Source organism: Mycolicibacterium vinylchloridicum, from assembly GCF_013404075.1.
GTDB lineage: Bacteria > Actinomycetota > Actinomycetes > Mycobacteriales > Mycobacteriaceae > Mycobacterium > Mycobacterium vinylchloridicum.
In genome coordinates, this window is the sequence record NZ_JACBJQ010000005.1 from 131,861 (window position 1) to 148,417 (window position 16,557).

15 protein-coding genes are annotated in these 16,557 nt (G+C 64.8%); 9 read left to right on the forward strand and 6 right to left on the reverse strand.

The annotated features are described in order from the left end of the window. Positions 1-39: 39 nt before the first annotated feature. Together HPC46_RS06745 and HPC46_RS06750 are read right to left on the reverse strand one after the other, a co-directional pair. Entirely contained in the window at positions 40-1,086 is a 1,047-nt protein-coding gene (locus tag HPC46_RS06745; protein ID WP_179468100.1) for a DNA polymerase IV, read from the reverse strand. Continuing rightward, positions 1,083-1,691, reverse strand: coding sequence for a TetR/AcrR family transcriptional regulator (locus tag HPC46_RS06750; RefSeq protein WP_179468102.1), 609 nt, complete (start codon positions 1,689-1,691; stop codon positions 1,083-1,085). Before HPC46_RS06750 ends, HPC46_RS06745 begins: the two co-directional genes overlap by 4 nt. Positions 1,692-1,774: 83 nt before the next feature. Between HPC46_RS06750 and HPC46_RS06755 the strand changes: the two genes are divergently transcribed. From HPC46_RS06755 to HPC46_RS06775, 5 genes are all read left to right on the forward strand, one after another. Continuing rightward, a complete protein-coding gene (locus HPC46_RS06755) occupies positions 1,775-2,317 on the forward strand; it encodes an NADPH-dependent FMN reductase (protein ID WP_179468104.1) in 543 nt (180 codons plus the stop codon). A 454-nt stretch (positions 2,318-2,771) separates the two neighbouring features. Beyond that, positions 2,772-3,011 (forward strand): glutaredoxin-like protein NrdH, encoded by a 240-nt coding sequence (nrdH, locus tag HPC46_RS06760; protein WP_179468106.1) that lies wholly within the window; start codon positions 2,772-2,774, stop codon positions 3,009-3,011. Between the two features lie 27 nt (positions 3,012-3,038). Continuing rightward, positions 3,039-3,515, forward strand: coding sequence for a class Ib ribonucleoside-diphosphate reductase assembly flavoprotein NrdI (gene nrdI / locus HPC46_RS06765; protein WP_005141571.1), 477 nt, complete (start codon positions 3,039-3,041; stop codon positions 3,513-3,515). After that, on the forward strand, positions 3,515-5,650 hold the full coding sequence (gene nrdE / locus HPC46_RS06770; protein ID WP_179468108.1) for a class 1b ribonucleoside-diphosphate reductase subunit alpha: 2,136 nt from the start codon (positions 3,515-3,517) through the stop codon (positions 5,648-5,650). Before nrdI ends, nrdE begins: the two co-directional genes overlap by 1 nt. A gap of 110 nt (positions 5,651-5,760) precedes the next feature. Continuing rightward, a complete protein-coding gene (locus tag HPC46_RS06775) occupies positions 5,761-6,516 on the forward strand; it encodes an NUMOD3 domain-containing DNA-binding protein (RefSeq protein WP_179468110.1) in 756 nt (251 codons plus the stop codon). 201 nt (positions 6,517-6,717) lie between these two features. On the opposite strand, the gene HPC46_RS06780 is transcribed toward HPC46_RS06775, so the two are convergent. After that, on the reverse strand, positions 6,718-7,098 hold the full coding sequence (locus HPC46_RS06780; RefSeq protein ID WP_179468112.1) for a DUF5997 family protein: 381 nt from the start codon (positions 7,096-7,098) through the stop codon (positions 6,718-6,720). A 25-nt stretch (positions 7,099-7,123) separates the two neighbouring features. On the opposite strand from HPC46_RS06780, the gene HPC46_RS06785 reads away from it, so the two are divergent. From HPC46_RS06785 to ygiD, 3 genes are read left to right on the forward strand one after another with little or no spacing between them, the layout of a single operon-like run. Next, on the forward strand, positions 7,124-7,831 hold the full coding sequence (locus tag HPC46_RS06785; RefSeq protein WP_179468114.1) for a LysR family transcriptional regulator substrate-binding protein: 708 nt from the start codon (positions 7,124-7,126) through the stop codon (positions 7,829-7,831). 57 nt (positions 7,832-7,888) lie between these two features. Continuing rightward, positions 7,889-8,776 (forward strand): phytanoyl-CoA dioxygenase family protein, encoded by an 888-nt coding sequence (locus HPC46_RS06790; RefSeq protein WP_179468116.1) that lies wholly within the window; start codon positions 7,889-7,891, stop codon positions 8,774-8,776. 23 nt (positions 8,777-8,799) lie between these two features. Further along, entirely contained in the window at positions 8,800-9,585 is a 786-nt protein-coding gene (gene ygiD, locus HPC46_RS06795; protein ID WP_179468243.1) for a 4,5-DOPA-extradiol-dioxygenase, read from the forward strand. Here ygiD and HPC46_RS06800 read toward each other — a convergent pair. The 3 genes from HPC46_RS06800 to HPC46_RS06810 are packed head-to-tail and all read right to left on the reverse strand — an operon-like array spanning position 9,525 to position 12,146. Further along, positions 9,525-11,141 (reverse strand): adenylate/guanylate cyclase domain-containing protein, encoded by a 1,617-nt coding sequence (locus HPC46_RS06800; protein ID WP_179468118.1) that lies wholly within the window; start codon positions 11,139-11,141, stop codon positions 9,525-9,527. The two genes, ygiD and HPC46_RS06800, sit on opposite strands and share 61 nt — an antisense overlap. 14 nt (positions 11,142-11,155) lie before the next feature. Then, on the reverse strand, positions 11,156-11,716 hold the full coding sequence (locus tag HPC46_RS06805) for a hypothetical protein (protein WP_179468120.1): 561 nt from the start codon (positions 11,714-11,716) through the stop codon (positions 11,156-11,158). A 10-nt stretch (positions 11,717-11,726) separates the two neighbouring features. Then, on the reverse strand, positions 11,727-12,146 hold the full coding sequence (locus tag HPC46_RS06810; protein WP_179468122.1) for a hypothetical protein: 420 nt from the start codon (positions 12,144-12,146) through the stop codon (positions 11,727-11,729). A 202-nt stretch (positions 12,147-12,348) separates the two neighbouring features. Here HPC46_RS06810 and HPC46_RS06815 point away from each other — a divergent pair, with 202 nt between their 5' ends. Then, complete coding sequence (locus HPC46_RS06815; protein ID WP_179468124.1) at positions 12,349-16,542, forward strand: nSTAND1 domain-containing NTPase; 4,194 nt, start codon at positions 12,349-12,351, stop codon at positions 16,540-16,542. Positions 16,543-16,557 lie beyond the last annotated feature (15 nt).

Genomic DNA, 16,557 nt, shown 5'->3' on the forward strand with positions numbered 1-16,557 from the left:
GTTTTCGTTCGCTCAGCGGCGGTTTGCGCGCCGAAATCGCTAGTGCGGTGGGGCCAGTTCCAAGCGCACGCCGAGCAGACGCACCGGGCGGTCGAGTTCGAAGAGATCCAGCACCCGTAGCGCCGCGGCCGTGATCACGTCGGCGTCGACGCTCGACTGGTCGAGCTTGCGAATCTTGGTTCGCGTATAGAAAGTGTTGGTGCGCACAGTGACTGCAACGCGCGTGACGATGCGCGACTGTGCCACCACGTCGGTGAGGGCTTGGCGGGCGAGATCGACGACGGCGGCGTCCATCTCGGCGCGCTCGGTCAAGTCCCGCGGGAAGGTCATCACGTGGCTGCGTGATCGGGGGATCCACGGCTCGGCGCTGACCGCGGCGTCTCCGCCGCCCTTGGCCAGCAACAGCAGCCACAGGCCGGTGCGCGGTCCAAAGGTGGCCGTCAGCAGCTCGGCATCGGTGTGTGCGAGCTGTCGAACGGATGTAATACCCATGCTGTCAAGCTTTTTCGCAGTCTTGGGTCCCACGCCCCACAGTGCGTCGACCGGGCGGGAGCCCATCACCTCCATCCAGTTGGCGTCGGTCAGGGTGTAGACCCCGTCGGGCTTGGCGAAGCCGGTCGCCACCTTGGCGCGCTGCTTGTTGTCGCTGATGCCAACCGAACAGGCCAGCCCGGTTTCGGCCGCGATCGTCGTGCGGATCCGGTCGGCCAGCTCCATCGGGTCGGTGACATCGGCGCCGATGTACGCCTCGTCCCAGCCCCACACCTCGACGGGATGGCCGAGATCCCTCAGAAGACCCATCACTTGGTCGGATGCCTCGTCGTAGGCGGCCGGGTCGGACGGCAGGAACGTCGCGTCCGGGCACTTGCGCGCGGCACTGCGCAACGGCATCCCGGCGTGCACCCCGAACCCACGGGCCTCATAGGACGCGCACGTCACCACCTTGCGGGGCTCGGTGGGATCGCCGCTGCCGCCGACGATCACCGGCAGGCCGACCAACTCGGGGTGGCGGCGCAGTTCGACGGAGGCCAGGAATTGATCGAGGTCCACGTGCAGGACCCAGGGGCGGGATTCGGGGGTGCTCACCGTCCGCACAACTTGCGCGCGACGCTGTCCCAGGCGTCGCCCTGCTCGTCGATGGTGCGGCCGCGCTCGACGAGCTGACGGGTGACGTAGTCGGCGTCCAGCAGTGCCAGCAGTGCATCGGCCTGCGCGCCGAGATCGCCGGTGGTGCCTGCCGCTTGCAGCAGCACCCGGACGTGGGTGTGCATGACTGCGAAGGGTGCGCTGTAGCGGGAGTCAGGGTCACGGTTGGCATCGAGCAGTAGGTCGCGGTGGGTCTGCACGAAGCGCAGCCGCTCGCGGCCGAAGGCCAGAAGTCGCTGCAGGGGAGGGGCGTCGGGTCCCAGCGGCGGCGGGCCGAACAGGAAAGCCTGCTGGATGGCGCGCTCGTCCTCGTCGAGCAGGACCATCATCAGGCCGGCGCGGCTGCCGAAGCGGCGGAACAAGGTGCCCTTGCCCACGCCTGCCGCTGCGGCAATATCGTCCATGGAGACGCCGTCGGCGCCGCGTTCGGCAATCAGGGTGCGGGCGGCGTCGAGTAGGAGGAGTCTGTTGCGGGCTGCATCGCCCCGTTCTTGTGGCGCGGAAACCGGCAGCTCATTGGCCGGCCCGATCACGCTCACTCCCATACTTTAGCTCAGCCGGAAATAAACCGGACCGCAGTCCGGTTGTGTCGTGCGAGGATCTTCGGACGATTGAAAGGATTGCGGACATGGCGGATATCAACGTGCTGACGCTGGTAGGCAGCTTGCGGGTGGCATCGGTCAATCGCCAGCTGGCCGAGCTTGCGGCAGAGTCGGCGCCCGATGGCGTCACGGTGACCGTCTATGACGGCCTCGGTGACCTGCCGTTCTACAACGAGGACATCGACACCGACGACGCACCCGCCCCGGTGGTGGCATTGCGGGCGGCCGCCGCACAGGCCGATGCCGCGCTGGTGGTGACGCCCGAATACAACGGCAGCATCCCGGGTGTGTTGAAGAACGCCATCGACTGGTTGTCGCGGCCGTACGGCAATAGCGCGCTCAAGGACAAGCCACTGGCCGTCATCGGGGCCGCGCTCGGACAGTACGGCGGGGTGTGGGCACACGATGAGACGCGCAAGTCGTTCGGGATCGCCGGGCCGCGGGTGGTGGAGTCGGTGAAGTTGTCATTGCCGGCCAGCGCTCTCGACGGTAAGCATCCGCGGGAGAACGCCGAGGTCGCCGCCGCCGTTCGCGATGTGGTCGGCAAGCTCGCCGCCGAGGTGAGCTGAGCGCGTCTGTCCAGCTTGTCGAGCCGCCGGTGCGATTGCGCCGGCGGTTTTGCTATCGGCGGGTGTTCGTCGCCGCGCTCGGCCGAAGATGTCGGTGCCTCCTGGTAGATCTAGACGCAACCGGTGTCGGTCGGCGTGTTGTGACATGCGACACGCCGGGCGGGTCGGCATCGTGAGGCTTACGACCAGGGAATTTCAGAATTGTTATTCAGAACATGTTGTATCTCTTCTCGCTGTCGGCCACTAGGTGTAGTGTTCGTGAGGCCGACAGACCCGAGAGTCACAGGGCCGCCGGAACGCCGGAACCGAAGCTGAGATGTCGGTCCGAGCGGCCCCGCCGGTCAGGAATTCCACGGTCCGAAAGCTCGCTGAAAGTACATGAGTGCCTGCGCACAGTCCGTCCCGTGACCGTCTTGAGTCCATCGCCATGTTTCGCTGAGGAGCCATACCGAAGATGACCATCACCGTCTACACCAAGCCCGCGTGCGTGCAGTGCAACATGACCTACAAGGCCCTGGACCGGGAAGGGCTGGTCTATGACGTCGTCGACATCTCGGAGGACGCGGACGCCCGCGACTACGTGATGTCGATGGGTTACCTGCAGGCGCCTGTCGTCGTCGCCGGCGGTGATCACTGGTCCGGCTTCCGGCCGGAGCGGATCAAGGCCCTCTCCGGTGCCGTTCTGAGCGCTTAGCAGTCCGGGCGCCACGAGGAGCGAGTGATGAATCCGGATGGCAGCCAGGTCGGCCCGGAGCGGTTGGTGTACTTCTCCAGCGTTTCGGAGAACACCCACCGCTTCGTGCAGAAGCTGGGCGTGCCGGCCATCCGGATTCCTCTGCACGAGCGGATCGAGGTAGCGGGGCCTTACGTCCTGCTTCTGCCCACCTATGGCAGGGGTCGAGGGGACAGCCCGACACTCGACGCCAAGGGGTATGTGCCCAAGCAGGTCATCGCGTTTTTGAACAATCCACACAATAGGTCCCACATCCGCGCGGTGGTCGGGGCCGGCAACACACAATTCGGTGCCGAGTACTGCTTTGCGGCCAAACTGGTTTCGCACAAGTGCAAGGTTCGGCTGCTGTACCGCTTCGAAATGATGGGAACCGCAGAGGACGTGGAAGCCGTTCGTGCGGAATTGGCGAAATTCTGGGAGGACGAGGACACGTGGCACCTACAGTCACAGCTGCTGAGCCTGTAATGACGTCCGGGCACGCGCTGCCCGGGGAGACCGATTACCACGCGCTCAACGCGATGCTGAATCTGTACGACGCGGACGGCAAGATCCAGTTCGACATGGATGTGCTGGCCGCGCGCCAGTACTTCCTCGAGCATGTCAACCAGAACACGGTGTTCTTTCACAATCAGGACGAGAAGCTCGACTACCTGATTCGCGAGAACTACTACGAGCGTGAGGTTCTCGACCAGTACTCGCGCAACTTCGTCAAGACGTTGACCGACCGCGCCTACGCCAAGAAGTTCCGCTTCCCGACCTTCCTCGGCGCGTTCAAGTACTACACCTCCTACACGCTGAAGACGTTCGACGGGAAGCGCTACCTGGAGCGCTTCGAGGACCGCGTGGTGATGGTGGCACTCACGCTGGCCGCCGGTGACACCGTCCTGGCCGAGAAGCTGGTCGACGAGATCATCGACGGTCGCTTCCAGCCGGCCACCCCGACGTTCCTCAACTCGGGCAAGAAGCAGCGCGGCGAGCCGGTCAGCTGCTTCCTGCTGCGCATCGAGGACAACATGGAGTCGATCGGCCGCTCGATCAACTCGGCGCTGCAGCTGTCCAAGCGCGGCGGCGGGGTGGCGTTGCTGCTGACCAATATTCGTGAGCACGGCGCCCCGATCAAGAACATCGAGAACCAGAGCTCGGGCGTCATCCCGATCATGAAGCTGCTGGAGGACTCGTTCTCCTACGCCAACCAGCTCGGTGCCCGGCAGGGTGCGGGTGCGGTCTACCTGCACGCGCATCACCCCGACATCTACCGTTTCCTGGACACCAAGCGGGAGAACGCCGACGAGAAGATCCGCATCAAGACCCTTTCGCTGGGTGTGGTGATTCCCGACATCACGTTCGAGCTGGCGAAGAAGAACGAGGACATGTACCTGTTCTCGCCCTACGACGTCGAGCGGGTGTATGGCGTTCCGTTCGCGGACATTTCGGTCACCGAGAAGTACCACGAGATGGTCAACGACGGCCGGATCCGCAAGACCAAGATCAAGGCTCGCGAGTTCTTCCAGACGCTGGCCGAGCTGCAGTTCGAGTCGGGCTACCCGTACATCATGTTCGAGGACACGGTGAACCGGGCCAACCCGATTGACGGCAAGATCACCCATTCCAACCTGTGCTCGGAGATCCTGCAGGTGTCGACGCCCTCGCTGTTCAACGAGGACCTGTCGTATGCCAAGGTGGGCAAGGACATTTCCTGCAACCTCGGTTCGCTGAACATCGCCAAGGCGATGGATTCGCCGGACTTCGCGCAGACCATTGAGGTGGCCATCCGCGGTTTGACCGCGGTGAGCGATCAGACGCACATCTGGTCGGTGCCTTCGATCGAGCAGGGCAACAACGACTCGCATGCGATCGGGCTCGGGCAGATGAACCTGCACGGATACCTTGCGCGCGAACGGATCTTCTACGGATCCGAAGAGGGCATCGACTTCACGAACATGTACTTCTACACGGTGCTCTATCACGCGCTGCGGGCGTCGAACAAGATCGCCATCGAGCGTGGGTCGGCGTTCAAGGGCTTCGAGAAGTCGAAGTACGCCTCGGGGGAGTTCTTCGACAAGTACACCGAGCAGGTGTGGGAGCCGGCGACCGAGCGGGTGCGCGAGCTGTTCGACAAGGCGGGCATTCGCATTCCGACGCAAGAGGATTGGCTGCGGCTCAAGGAGTCGGTGCAGAAGAACGGCATCTACAACCAGAACCTTCAGGCGGTGCCGCCGACCGGGTCGATCTCCTACATCAACCACTCCACCAGTTCGATTCACCCGGTGGCGAGCAAGGTCGAGATCCGCAAGGAAGGCAAGATCGGCCGCGTCTACTACCCGGCGCCCTACATGACCAACGACAACCTGGAGTACTACCAGGACGCGTACGAAATCGGCTACGAGAAGATCATCGACACCTACGCCGCGGCCACCCAGCATGTGGACCAGGGCTTGAGCCTGACGCTGTTCTTCAAGGACACCGCCGATACCCGCGAGGTCAACAAGGCGCAGATCTACGCCTGGCGCAAGGGAATCAAGACGCTGTACTACATCCGTCTTCGCCAGATGGCTTTGGAAGGGACGCAGGTGGAAAATTGCGTCAGCTGCATGCTGTAGCGCATTGATTCAGAATTGAGGGCGAAGATTCCGCGGAATCTTCGCCCTCAGTTCTATGTCAACGGGTCGGGTCACCCGTACATGTCAGTCCTCAGGCCTATCGTCGCCGCATGGCTGCTGAACGTCCGACCGGAGGCGTGATCTATGGGATCAGGCTGCGGTCGGAGTTCGTCTATCGCTATATAGGTCTAACGACGAAGTCCGCGGAGACTCGCCTGCGGCAGCATCTGCAAGTTGCTCGTTCGGGTAGAAAGACGCCGTTTTACGATCGGCTTCGGGCGCATGAGGGCGAAGCCATTGACGTTGACCTTCTCGACTGCATAGAAGATCTCGGTGAACTTGGCCAGGCAGAAATCGACTGGATCAAGTCGCTTCGGCGGCAGGGATTCCCGCTACTCAATCTGTCAGAGGGCGGACTTGGCCCCATGGGAATAGAGTGGACGGCCGAGATGCGAGAGGCCGCGCGAATCCGATCGACGGGGCGCAAGGGCATCAGCAGATACGCGGCAGACAACCCTTTCTACGGACGGACTCATGCGGCGGAACAACGTGCGAAATGGTCAAAGATGCGAAAGGGGCAGAACGCGGGCCCTGCTAACCCCAATTTCGGAAAGTTCGGAATTGATCACCCCGGTTTCGGTCGGGTCATGTCGCAAGAGGCGCGTGAAGCGCTGGCCGAGCAGCGGCGCGGCGCGGGCAATCCGAATTACGGACGTCGGGCGAGCGATGCGACGCGCGCGAAGATGTCCGCTGTGCGCAAGGGGCGTCCCATGCCGTCAAGTAAACGAAACGCGCACACCCGACATCACACGAATCGGGGAATCAAGAAAGAGGGCTGTCGATACTGCATGGAAGACTCGGGCTGAGCTTATCCGGGCCCATGGTGCTGGCATGACTTTCCGGACGGAGTAATTTAGCGGACTGCTCAGACCTTATGCATGTCGAACGTGTCCAGTCATTGCACGGGTATCGCGAAACCGGCTGCACTAGCTGTGCATTCGCCGGTTGTGCCATCTGATACGCCACATACGGCGAGTTGCGTATGAAACCGCGCGCTCGAGGTCGACTCAACGAGCCTTCTCGGCGCGGGCAGCCTTCAACCGACGTTCCTCGGCCAGCACGTTCTGATAGCTCTCGCGCTCGGCGATCAGCCAGTCCGGCTTCTCGGCTAGTAGTGCCTCGATCTGCTCGGTGGTGAGTGCATCCACCACACCACCGCGAGCGAGACCGGAGATCGACACGCCCAGCTTGGCCGCAACGAGGTTCTTCGGGTGCGGCCCGTTCTTGCGGAGGTCCTTGAGCCACTGCGGCGGGTCCGCCTGCAGCGCGGCGAGCTCGTCGCGAGTGATCGTGCTGGCCTGGAACTCCGCCGGGGTCGCGGGCAGGTACACGTCCAGCTTTTTGGCCGCCGTGGCGGGTTTCATGGACTGCGCATCAGGCCTGCTCATGCCCATCAGCCTATAACCTGGGGCGGTGACCCAGCCCTCGCTCACCCTCGGGTACGTCCCCGGGGCGACACCCGCGAAGTGGGCACGGATCTGGGCAGAACGCCACCGGGACGTTCCGCTGACATTGAGCGTCGTCGCTGCCAAAGACGCGGCGGCCGAGGTTCGGGCCGGAACCGTCGACGTCGCGCTGCTCCGGCTCCCCACCGATACCTCGGCGTTGGCCGTCATCCCGCTCTATGAGGAAACGACGGTCGTCGTGGTGCCAACCGGCCACCTACTCAGCGCAGCCGACGAGATCACCGCTGCGGACCTCACCGGTGAGCCGACGCTGCTGCCGCTCGATGACGTCGTCGCCTGGACGGATCCGCCCGGCAACCCGGTCGATCACCGGCCGGAAACCACCGAGGATGCAATAGAACTCGTCGCCGCGGGAATGGGCGCGCTCATCGTTCCTCAGTCGCTGGCCCGGCTGTATCACCGCAAGGACCTCACGTTTCGTCCGATCGCCGACGCACCGACATGCTCGGTGGCGCTCGCGTTCCCGGAGGGTCCGCCGTCGGCACTGGTCGAAGAATTCACCGGCATCGTGCGCGGGCGTAAGCCCGGTTCGTCACGCGGGCAGACCCAGCCGACACCCAAGCGCACCGCACGCGAGAAGACGCTGGCCAAGCAGGCCGCCCGCGCCGCTGCAGGGAAGCCAGCGCGTAAGCCGGCCCGCAGGAGACAACCGTAACGGCGGTGTGACGCTGTTTTACCTGGTCAACACACATGCTCCGCGATACTCGAAGCCATGACCGCGCTGACGCACGTTCCGGCCTCCACGTCGCCGGCCGACCTCGCCGACCACCTCCGCCGCGACGGCTACGTCATCGTCGACGATCTGGTGCCGAACGCGTTGATGGACACCATCAGCGACGAGTTGGCGCCCTACCTCGACGCGACGCCCATGGGCTACAACGCGATGATCGGTCGCAAGACCCGGCGCACCGGCGCGCTCGTCGCCCGTTCGCCGGCCTGCCGCACTCTGATTCAGGATCCGACCATCCTCGGCGTGTGCAAGGACTTCCTGGGCCACGCCAGCGCATTCCAGCTGATGCTGACCCAGGTCATCTCGATCGAACCGGGCGAATCCGATCAGGCTTTGCACCGCGACCAGAACGCCTTCGACTTCTACCCGTTTCCCGACGACTACCACGTGCAGTGCAACACGTTGTGGGCGATGACCGACTACACCGCCGAGATGGGCGCCACCCGTGTCGTTCCGGGAAGTCAGGTCGGCGACAAGAAGCCGACCGACTACGCCGACGACGAGTGCCTGCAGGCCGAGATGTCGCGCGGGTCGGTGCTGTTGTACTCCGGCAAGATCGTGCACAGCGGTGCGGCCAATCGCAGCGACCTCGTCCGGCGCGCCATCAACGTCAACTACTGCGTCGGCTGGGTCCGCCAGGAGGAAAACCAATTCCTGTCGGTGCCACCCGAAGTCGCGCGCACACTCGACGACGACCTGCTGAAGCTGATCGGCTACCAGGAGGGCGCGTGGGCGATGGGCTACTTCCGCGATTTCGAGGATCCCCTGCGCGCGATCCGCGGCGACGTGGTCGCCTACGGCTTCGACGCGGCCAAGCTCAACGGCAACTCGGGCGCGGCGTTCGCCGACCAGCTCACCCATAGCGAGTAACACTGGAGTCTATGGCCGAACTCATGCCGGCGGCGTTCATCGGGCACGGCAGTCCGATGAACGCCCTGGAGCTCAACCGCTACACCGCGACGTGGCGGAGTTTCGGCCATGCGGTGCCGCGTCCCCGCGCCATCCTCGTCATCAGCGCACACTGGTACATCAACGCGACCGCCGTCACCGCCATGGCCCTGCCGCGAACTATCCACGACTTCTTCGGTTTTCCCACCGAGCTGTTCGACGTGCAGTACCCGGCTCCGGGGTTGCCAGAGCTCGCCGAGGAGATCGCCGATGTCGTCGAGCCGACCTGGGTGGGTGCCGACGTCGACAGCTGGGGGATCGACCACGGCACCTGGTCGGTACTGGTGCACGCTTTCCCGGATGCCTCAGTACCCGTGGTGCAGTTGGCCATCAACGCCTTCGAACCGCTGGAGTACCACCTCGCCCTCGGCGCCAAGCTGGCGGCGCTGCGGGAACGCGGCGTGCTGATCCTCGGCAGCGGCAACGTCGTGCATAACCTAGCCGGGATGGATCCGGCGTTGGCGGACAAGGGCTTCGACTGGGCTCAACGCTTCGACGACGAGGCGAGGGCACAGCTGTTGAACGCTCCACACGATTCCGTCGGGCTGCGCGAACACCCGGACTACGCCACCGCGGTGCCGACCCCGGATCATTTTCTGCCGCTGCTGTACTTCGCGGGACTTGCGGCAGCCGGCGGTGGTGGCGTCGACGTGCTGGTCGATGGCTGCGCCTACGGCTCGCTGTCGATGACGTCGTACACCCTGGGGGCGGCCAGTCGCGTGGGTTCCTGACGGCCCCGCAGGACGACTTCGTCCTCGACGCGCCAGTTGCCTTGCTCGTCGGCGGCGGCGCCCTCGACGGTGATGGCGGATGCCAGCACCCGATCGGTGGTCTTCTTGGCCGCCTCGCACAGGCGGGACGCTTCGTGAACAGGGTCGCCGATGACGGTGTACTCGAAGCGCTGATGCGCGCCGACATTGCCGGCCACCACGACACCGGAAGCCACACCGATGCCGGCCGAAAGCTCAGGAATCTCGACGCGGAGGCGTTCGGCGATACGGCGCGCGGCACGCAGCGCAGAGGTTTCGGGGCTGTCCAGTGCCACAGGGGCGCCGAAAATCGCCAGTGCGCCGTCGCCCTCGAATTTGTTGACGAGGCCGCGTTGCTGCTCGACCTCGTCGACGACGACAGCGAAGAATCGGTTGAGCAATTCGACGACTTGCACCGGGGGACGGCTGCCCACGACCTGTGTGGAGCCGACGATGTCGACGAACATGACTGCCGCGTGGCATTCTTCGCCGCCGAGGTTGATGTTCTGCTTCTCCGCAGCGGCGGCCACGTCGCGACCGACATGGCGCCCGAACAGGTCCCGCACACGGTCTCGTTCACGTAGTCCCTGAACCATGGTGTTGAAGCCGCGCTGCAACTCGCCGAGTTCCGTGCCGTCGAACACGACCACATGGGCGTCGAGATCGCCGTCTTCGACCCGCTGCATCGCGGCCCGGACCGCTTGTACCGGCGAGGCGACCAACGACGACGAGATGAGGATGAGAATGAATCCGAAAAGCACTGCAGCGCCTGACAACAACAACACGGCGACGGCGAGTTGCGTGACCGTCATGTTGCGCAGCGTGAGCGTGAACGCGGCTACCAACGCGATGCCGACGACCGGGACGCAGGAACCCAGCAGCCAGGCGGCGAGAGTGCGCCCGGAGACTCCCGCTCCGGTGCGATGCTCGCGCTTCCCGGCCGCGAGCGCCTGGGCGGCAATGGGCCGCAACGCGAATTCGGCGAAGAAGTAGCAACTCGCTGAAACCACGACCCCGCTGAAGCTGATCCCGAACAGCAGCTTCGGGATGTAGCCGGTGTCGATGACCCCGTACAGGGTGGTCAGCAGCGCGGCGCCGACGCCCCACAGCACCAGGGGGATGACGGTCAGCCGCCAGGGTGCCCGAAAGGTGTTGCGCTGATCGCGCAGTGTGGGCGGGCGCTGCTCGATCGCCCACCGCAGGGTGTCCATGATGCGCTGGGTGGCCCACGCCCAGCCCAGCCCCACGGCGATGACGACGTAGGCCGGGGCGATGACGGTCGTAACGGTGTGCGCGCGGCCCTCGAAGATGTTGGGGACCGGGATGGCGACGGTGATGACCGTCATCGCGACGGCAACGCCGATGAGGTTGGCGACCACGACGAACACGGTGAGGATGATCTGAAGACGCACACGGCGGCGCTGCTGGCTTTCCGAGACGCTCCCCAACAGCCACGAGCCGTATTCGGGTGCATCTCGGGACTGGACGCTCTGATGGGTGAGCCACTCCAGGATTCGGCTCAACCGTGGCTGGGGCATCAGTCGATCATTCACTATGTCAGGTCGGACCAGAACTCCACCGTCGGTGTCGGCGGCGCCGGGCCGGGCTCGACACGTCCGAACTCGCACTCGATGTAGTCGAAAAGGTCACTGCCACAACATTTTACGTCGGCTTGATACACCGATAACACGGGATGGCCGTGGCGGCCGCGGCCGGCGGGCAGGTAGTGATGTGAATGGACCGGCACCAGCTGTGGCACGCGTGCCAGCTGGTAGTTCGCGCTACGGAGCGCATCTTTCATCCGAGCCGGGCGGACGCCCCACCCGGCACCCCAGAATTCCTGCCACTCAACGGCGAAGAGGATTCCGTCCGTCGGCAGCCTCAATCGCTGGTGCAGGCTCCGTCGCGGTGCCGACCGCCAGTCCGGCCACGATTCGCCAAGGGGTAGAGCACAGGACAGAAAAGACCGATGGTCGTCGGCGAATTCGAAACCGAAATCACCCTCGATACGTGCCAGCTCATCGTCGGTGAGACCGGGGGCCATGGTCACCGCGCTGAGTTCCGCGAGCCGGCGGGAGGCCGCAACGCCGATCCGAGCGCCGTCGTCGAGCATGTGAGAAATCCTAGTCGCGAACGGGCCCGTCATATCGCTGCGCGAACTCGTCGCCCGGGACCGGCCACCGATCGCCGTGCTCGCCGAGCACCAACCATTCGCCGGCCGAGGTGGTTACGCGGCCTTCGAGGGTGTCGACCACTTCGCCATCGTGCGTGGGCCGCGCTTTGACCATGCCTCGCCGTCGCCAGATGCGACCGCCGATGTTCTCGTAGCGAGAGCGGAAGATGTCGTCGCGCACCGACCATGTGTGCCCGGTGGTGGTGTCGTGGACAGCCCAGTCGCCGGCGCCGGCCGCCATGGTTTGCCCGGACCGCAGCGTCCACGTCCAGTCTTCGGTCCGCCGTTCGGCCACCACGGTGCCGATCCGCCGAAATAGCTGCCATTCATCGTCATTGGAGCCACCAGGAGAGTGCGGGGTGGTGTTCACGCGGCGGTACCGTTCAGACGCGTTTGTGACAACGATGCAGACCCCACAGAGTGACTGTAGTCGGCAGGGCGATCGGGTCAATGGCGAACGTGGTTGGGTCGTATGACGGTCGAAGCTGGTTCTTTCATCCGAAACTACCTACACGCTGGCGTTTCGTGACATACCGTGACACGGTCGTTAATTCGCCGCTGGGGGTGACGCCATGTCCCGCATCTTCCTCAGCCACTCGAGCGTGGACTCCCGCGAAGCGATCGCGTTGAAGCAGTGGCTGATCGAGCAGGATGCTTCGCTGCCCGACGACATCTTTCTCGATGTCGACCATCACACCGGGTTGAAGGCCGGGACACGGTGGAAGGACGCATTGCGCCAAGCCAATGCGCGCTGTGAAGCCGTTGTGTGCCTGCTCTCGCGAAACTGGGAAGCCTCGCACGAGTGCAAGGTGGAATATCGCACCGCGGAGAACCTGAACAAGCAGATTTTCGTTGCTCGGCTGGAGTCGTCCGCCGGCGACGATCTGACGTTGGAGTGGCAACGGTGTGACCTGTTCGGCGACGGCCCGACGACGCAGATCGATATCGGGTCCGGACCGCCCGTGACGTTCGCGACAGACGGACTCGATCGCCTGCGCGAAGGACTCCGTGGCGCCGGAATCGGAGCCGAGTCTTTCGCCTGGCCACCACGCGATGATCCGGGGCGGGCACCGTATCGCGGATGGGAGCCGTTGGAATCCGCCGACGCGGCAGTGTTCTTCGGGCGGGACGCGCAAATCGTGCGCGCGCTGGATGCCCTGCGCGGCATGCGCATGTCCGGAGTGAACGCCTGGTTCGTGGTGCTCGGCCCGTCGGGGACGGGAAAGTCGTCCTTCCTGCGTGCCGGCCTGCTGCCTCGTCTGCGACGCGAAGACCGCCGTTTCGCGGTGCTCGACATCGTTCGTCCTGAGCGCAGCGCGTTGACCGGACAGTCCGGCTTGGCCGCGGCGATCTTCGCCGGGCGGCGGTCGTTCGGGCTTGGCAAGCCGAGCCTCGGCGAGATCAAGGCGGCCTGCTCGAGCGGAGATGTCGACCGAGTAGTGTTGTGGCTAAACGATATTCGCAATGAGGCCGCAGCGCGGCTACTGGAGCGCGGGGATGCACCCGTAGCGCCAACGCTGTTGCTGCCCTTGGATCAAGCCGAAGAGCTGTTCTCCGCCGATGCCGGCGAGCAGGCCGATAGGTTCCTGCGGCTGCTGGAAGGTGCGGGGCGGCAACTGAACACCACACAGACCGGGCTGGTTGTGGCGGCCACCATCCGCACCGATCGCTATGAGCTGATGCAGACCCATCCGGCGATGGCCGATATCGGCACCGTGCTGTTCGACGAACTGAAACCCATGCCTCCCACCGAGTTCAAGGAAGTGATCACCGGGCCGGCGCAACGTTCGACCGACGCGGGCCGGCCGTTGAAAGTGGCTCCGGATCTCGTCGAGCGCTTGCTGCTCGACGCCGCCGATGGCGCGGACACATTGCCCATCCTGGCTCTGACACTCTCGCGGCTCTACACCGATTACGGCGATACGGGCGAGCTCAGCCTCGAGCACTACCAGGCGCTTGGCGGCATGCACCGAGTGGTGCAAACCGAAATCGACGAGGTGCTGGCCGCGCATCCGCAGCAACAGGAAGAAGAGCTCCAAGCGCTGCGCGCGGCGTTCATCCCGTGGCTGGCCACGATCAATCCCAACAATGATCAACCGATGCGGCGGGTGGCACGCTGGTCGGATCTGCCCGAGACAAGCCGCCCCCTCATCGACGCGCTGGTGGCAAAGCGCCTGATGTTGAAGGACACCCGCGACGGGCAGACCGTGGTCGAGGTGGCGCTGGAGAGCCTGCTCCGGCAATGGGACGAACTGGCCGACTGGTTGCGTGAAGAACGGCAAGACCTCAAGGACGCCGACGACCTCGAACACTATGCCCACGCCTGGGAGGCCAATGATCGGGATCCGGCCTGGCTGCTGGAAGGCACCCGGCTGGACGAAGCGGTTGTGCTCTTGGACAAGCCGGGCTTTCACGAGCGTCTTGCCCGCGCCGGCGAATATCTTGCCGCATCAAGCGAACGCGAGGAACAGCGCCGCGCAGCCGAGGAGCATCAGCGCGAATCGGATCTGCGTGCAGCGCAGGAGCGGGCCGAACACGCACAGGAGAAGCAAGCCATCGCCGAGCAGCATTCTGCGGTGCTGCGCAAGAGATCCCGAGTGCTGCGCGTAGTGGTCGCATGTACGGCAACCGTTGCTGTGCTCGCGATCGCGGCGTCGGTGTGGGCCACATCGGCACACAGCCAGGCCCAGGCCCGGTTTCGGCAGGCGACAGCGGCCAGATTGGAATCGGAAGCCCAGGGCATGCTCGAGCAGGTGCGGCCCGGGGGCGACCAGCGGGCGTTACAACAGGTGCTCGCCGCTCGACTCATCGACAACGATCCGGATGACGACGCGATCTACAGTGCTGCGGTCAGCCGGCACGACCTGGTCAAGATCATTCCCGCCGGGTCTCCGGTGTACAGCGTGGCCTTCAGCCCCGACGGGAGCCGGGTCGCCAGTGCCAGCGACGACCACCTGGTGCGGATCTGGGACAGGGTGACCGGCACGCTCGTCGGACAACCCCTCACCGGGCTGACGGACTCGGCGTTCAGTGTCACCTACAGCCCCGATGGCCGACAGTTGGCCGCGGCCAGCGAACAATTCGTTCTGGTCTGGAATGCCGATGCCGCGTCCGCAAGTGGCGCACCCATGCGGATCGACGCGGTCAACGTCAAGCAGGTGATCTTCAGCCCCGACGGGAGCCGGCTCGCCACCGCGTCCTCGGACGGCATGATCGAGATGTGGGATGCGGGCACCGGCACGCAACTGGCGCAAGTTCTGGTGGGTCCCGAGGACGCCGTCAATTCGATTGCGTTCAGCCCCGACGGACACCGGATCGCCTCGGGTACCAATGACAACACCGTTCGGCTGTGGGATGCCAACGCGCTGACTCCGATCGGTGAGCCGATGACCGGGCACAAAGACGCGGTGACGGCTGTGGCCTTCAGCCCCGACGGGCACCGGCTCGCATCAGGGTCGAAGGACAAGAACGTGTTTCTCTGGGATGCGGATGCCCGCCGGCCGATCGTCGGGCCGATGGTTGGCCACGACGACATCGTTCATGAGATCGCCTTCAGCCCCGACGGGCGGATGCTCGCGTCGGCCGGTGGCGACAATGTCGTGTGGATGTGGGATGCCGGAACCGGCACAGCCGTCGGTAAACCGTTGACCGGTCACGAGTTTGACGTCTACAGCCTCGCCTTCAGCCCCGACAGTCGCTACATCGTCACCGGCAGCTACGACCAGACGGTACGGCTGTGGGATGTCGGCGACATGATTCTGGCCGGGCAGGGCGAGCTGTGGACGGTGGCGCTCAGCCCGGACGGCAGACTGATCGCCAGCGGCGGCGACGACGGGTCGGTGCGGCTCTGGGACACCGAGTCCGGAATGATCGTGGGCGCACCGCTGCCCGGCACGCCCAAGCAAGCGGTCGAGGCGGTCGCGTTCAGCCCCGACGGCCGCCGGTTGGCCGAGGGCGGCGACGACAAGACCATCCGCATCTGGGACACGGACACCGGAAAGCTGGTGGGCCGGCCACTGATCGGGCATACGGACCTCGTCTGGGCCATCGGATTCAGCCCGGACGGTTCCAGGCTGGTATCGGGCAGCGCGGACCGGACCATTCGGATCTGGGATGTCAATTCCAGTGCACCGATCGGTAATCCGATGACCGGACACACCAGTGACGTCTATGGCGTCGCCTTCAGCCCGGACGGGTCACGCATCGTCTCGGGCAGCGTCGACCGCACGATTCGGCTGTGGGATGCCAGCACCGGGGCTCCGATCGGGAAGCCGATCACGGGGCACACGAACACCGTTGACAGCGTCGCCTACAGCCCGGATGGAACGCGGATTGTGTCCGGCGCCAGCGATGGACTCGTACGACTGTGGAATGCCCAGACCGGTGCGCCCATCGGCAAGCCGCTGATCGGCCACACTGACGCCGTCGGTTCCGTCGTGTACGGACAGGACGGCCGGTTGATCGTCTCCGGCGGCTACGAGGGCGATGTTCGCTTGTGGGATGCCGCCTCGGGACGCCCTATCGGTGCACCGCTGCAAGGGCACGCCGCCCTGGTCGTGGGTGTCGCGATCAACTCCGAACGTCACCTGGTGGTGTCGGCCGGTGACGACGGAGCGATGCGATTGTGGTCGACAAAGGCCACCGCGGGAGACCTGTGCTCCAAATTGACCACGAACATGAGCCGCGCCCAGTGGGATGAGTGGGTGTCGCCCGACATCGATTACCGGACAACATGCCCCGGCCTGCCAATGGCCACGGACCAATAGCGGCCGGGCGCGATC

Bases quoted from the DNA above. Each gene is read 5' to 3' on its own strand.
- nrdI (WP_005141571.1), top strand. From the start codon at position 3,039: ATGAATCCGGATGGCAGCCAGGTCGGCCCGGAGCGGTTGGTGTACTTC.
- HPC46_RS06755 (WP_179468104.1), top strand. From the start codon at position 1,775: ATGGCGGATATCAACGTGCTGACGCTGGTAGGCAGCTTGCGGGTGGCA.
- nrdE (WP_179468108.1), top strand. From the start codon at position 3,515: ATGACGTCCGGGCACGCGCTGCCCGGGGAGACCGATTACCACGCGCTC.
- HPC46_RS06750 (WP_179468102.1), bottom strand. From the start codon at position 1,691: ATGGGAGTGAGCGTGATCGGGCCGGCCAATGAGCTGCCGGTTTCCGCG.
- HPC46_RS06805 (WP_179468120.1), bottom strand. From the start codon at position 11,716: ATGCTCGACGACGGCGCTCGGATCGGCGTTGCGGCCTCCCGCCGGCTC.
- HPC46_RS06775 (WP_179468110.1), top strand. From the start codon at position 5,761: ATGGCTGCTGAACGTCCGACCGGAGGCGTGATCTATGGGATCAGGCTG.
- ygiD (WP_179468243.1), top strand. From the start codon at position 8,800: ATGCCGGCGGCGTTCATCGGGCACGGCAGTCCGATGAACGCCCTGGAG.
- HPC46_RS06800 (WP_179468118.1), bottom strand. From the start codon at position 11,141: ATGCCCCAGCCACGGTTGAGCCGAATCCTGGAGTGGCTCACCCATCAG.
- HPC46_RS06790 (WP_179468116.1), top strand. From the start codon at position 7,889: ATGACCGCGCTGACGCACGTTCCGGCCTCCACGTCGCCGGCCGACCTC.
- HPC46_RS06780 (WP_179468112.1), bottom strand. From the start codon at position 7,098: ATGAGCAGGCCTGATGCGCAGTCCATGAAACCCGCCACGGCGGCCAAA.
- HPC46_RS06815 (WP_179468124.1), top strand. From the start codon at position 12,349: ATGTCCCGCATCTTCCTCAGCCACTCGAGCGTGGACTCCCGCGAAGCG.
- nrdH (WP_179468106.1), top strand. From the start codon at position 2,772: ATGACCATCACCGTCTACACCAAGCCCGCGTGCGTGCAGTGCAACATG.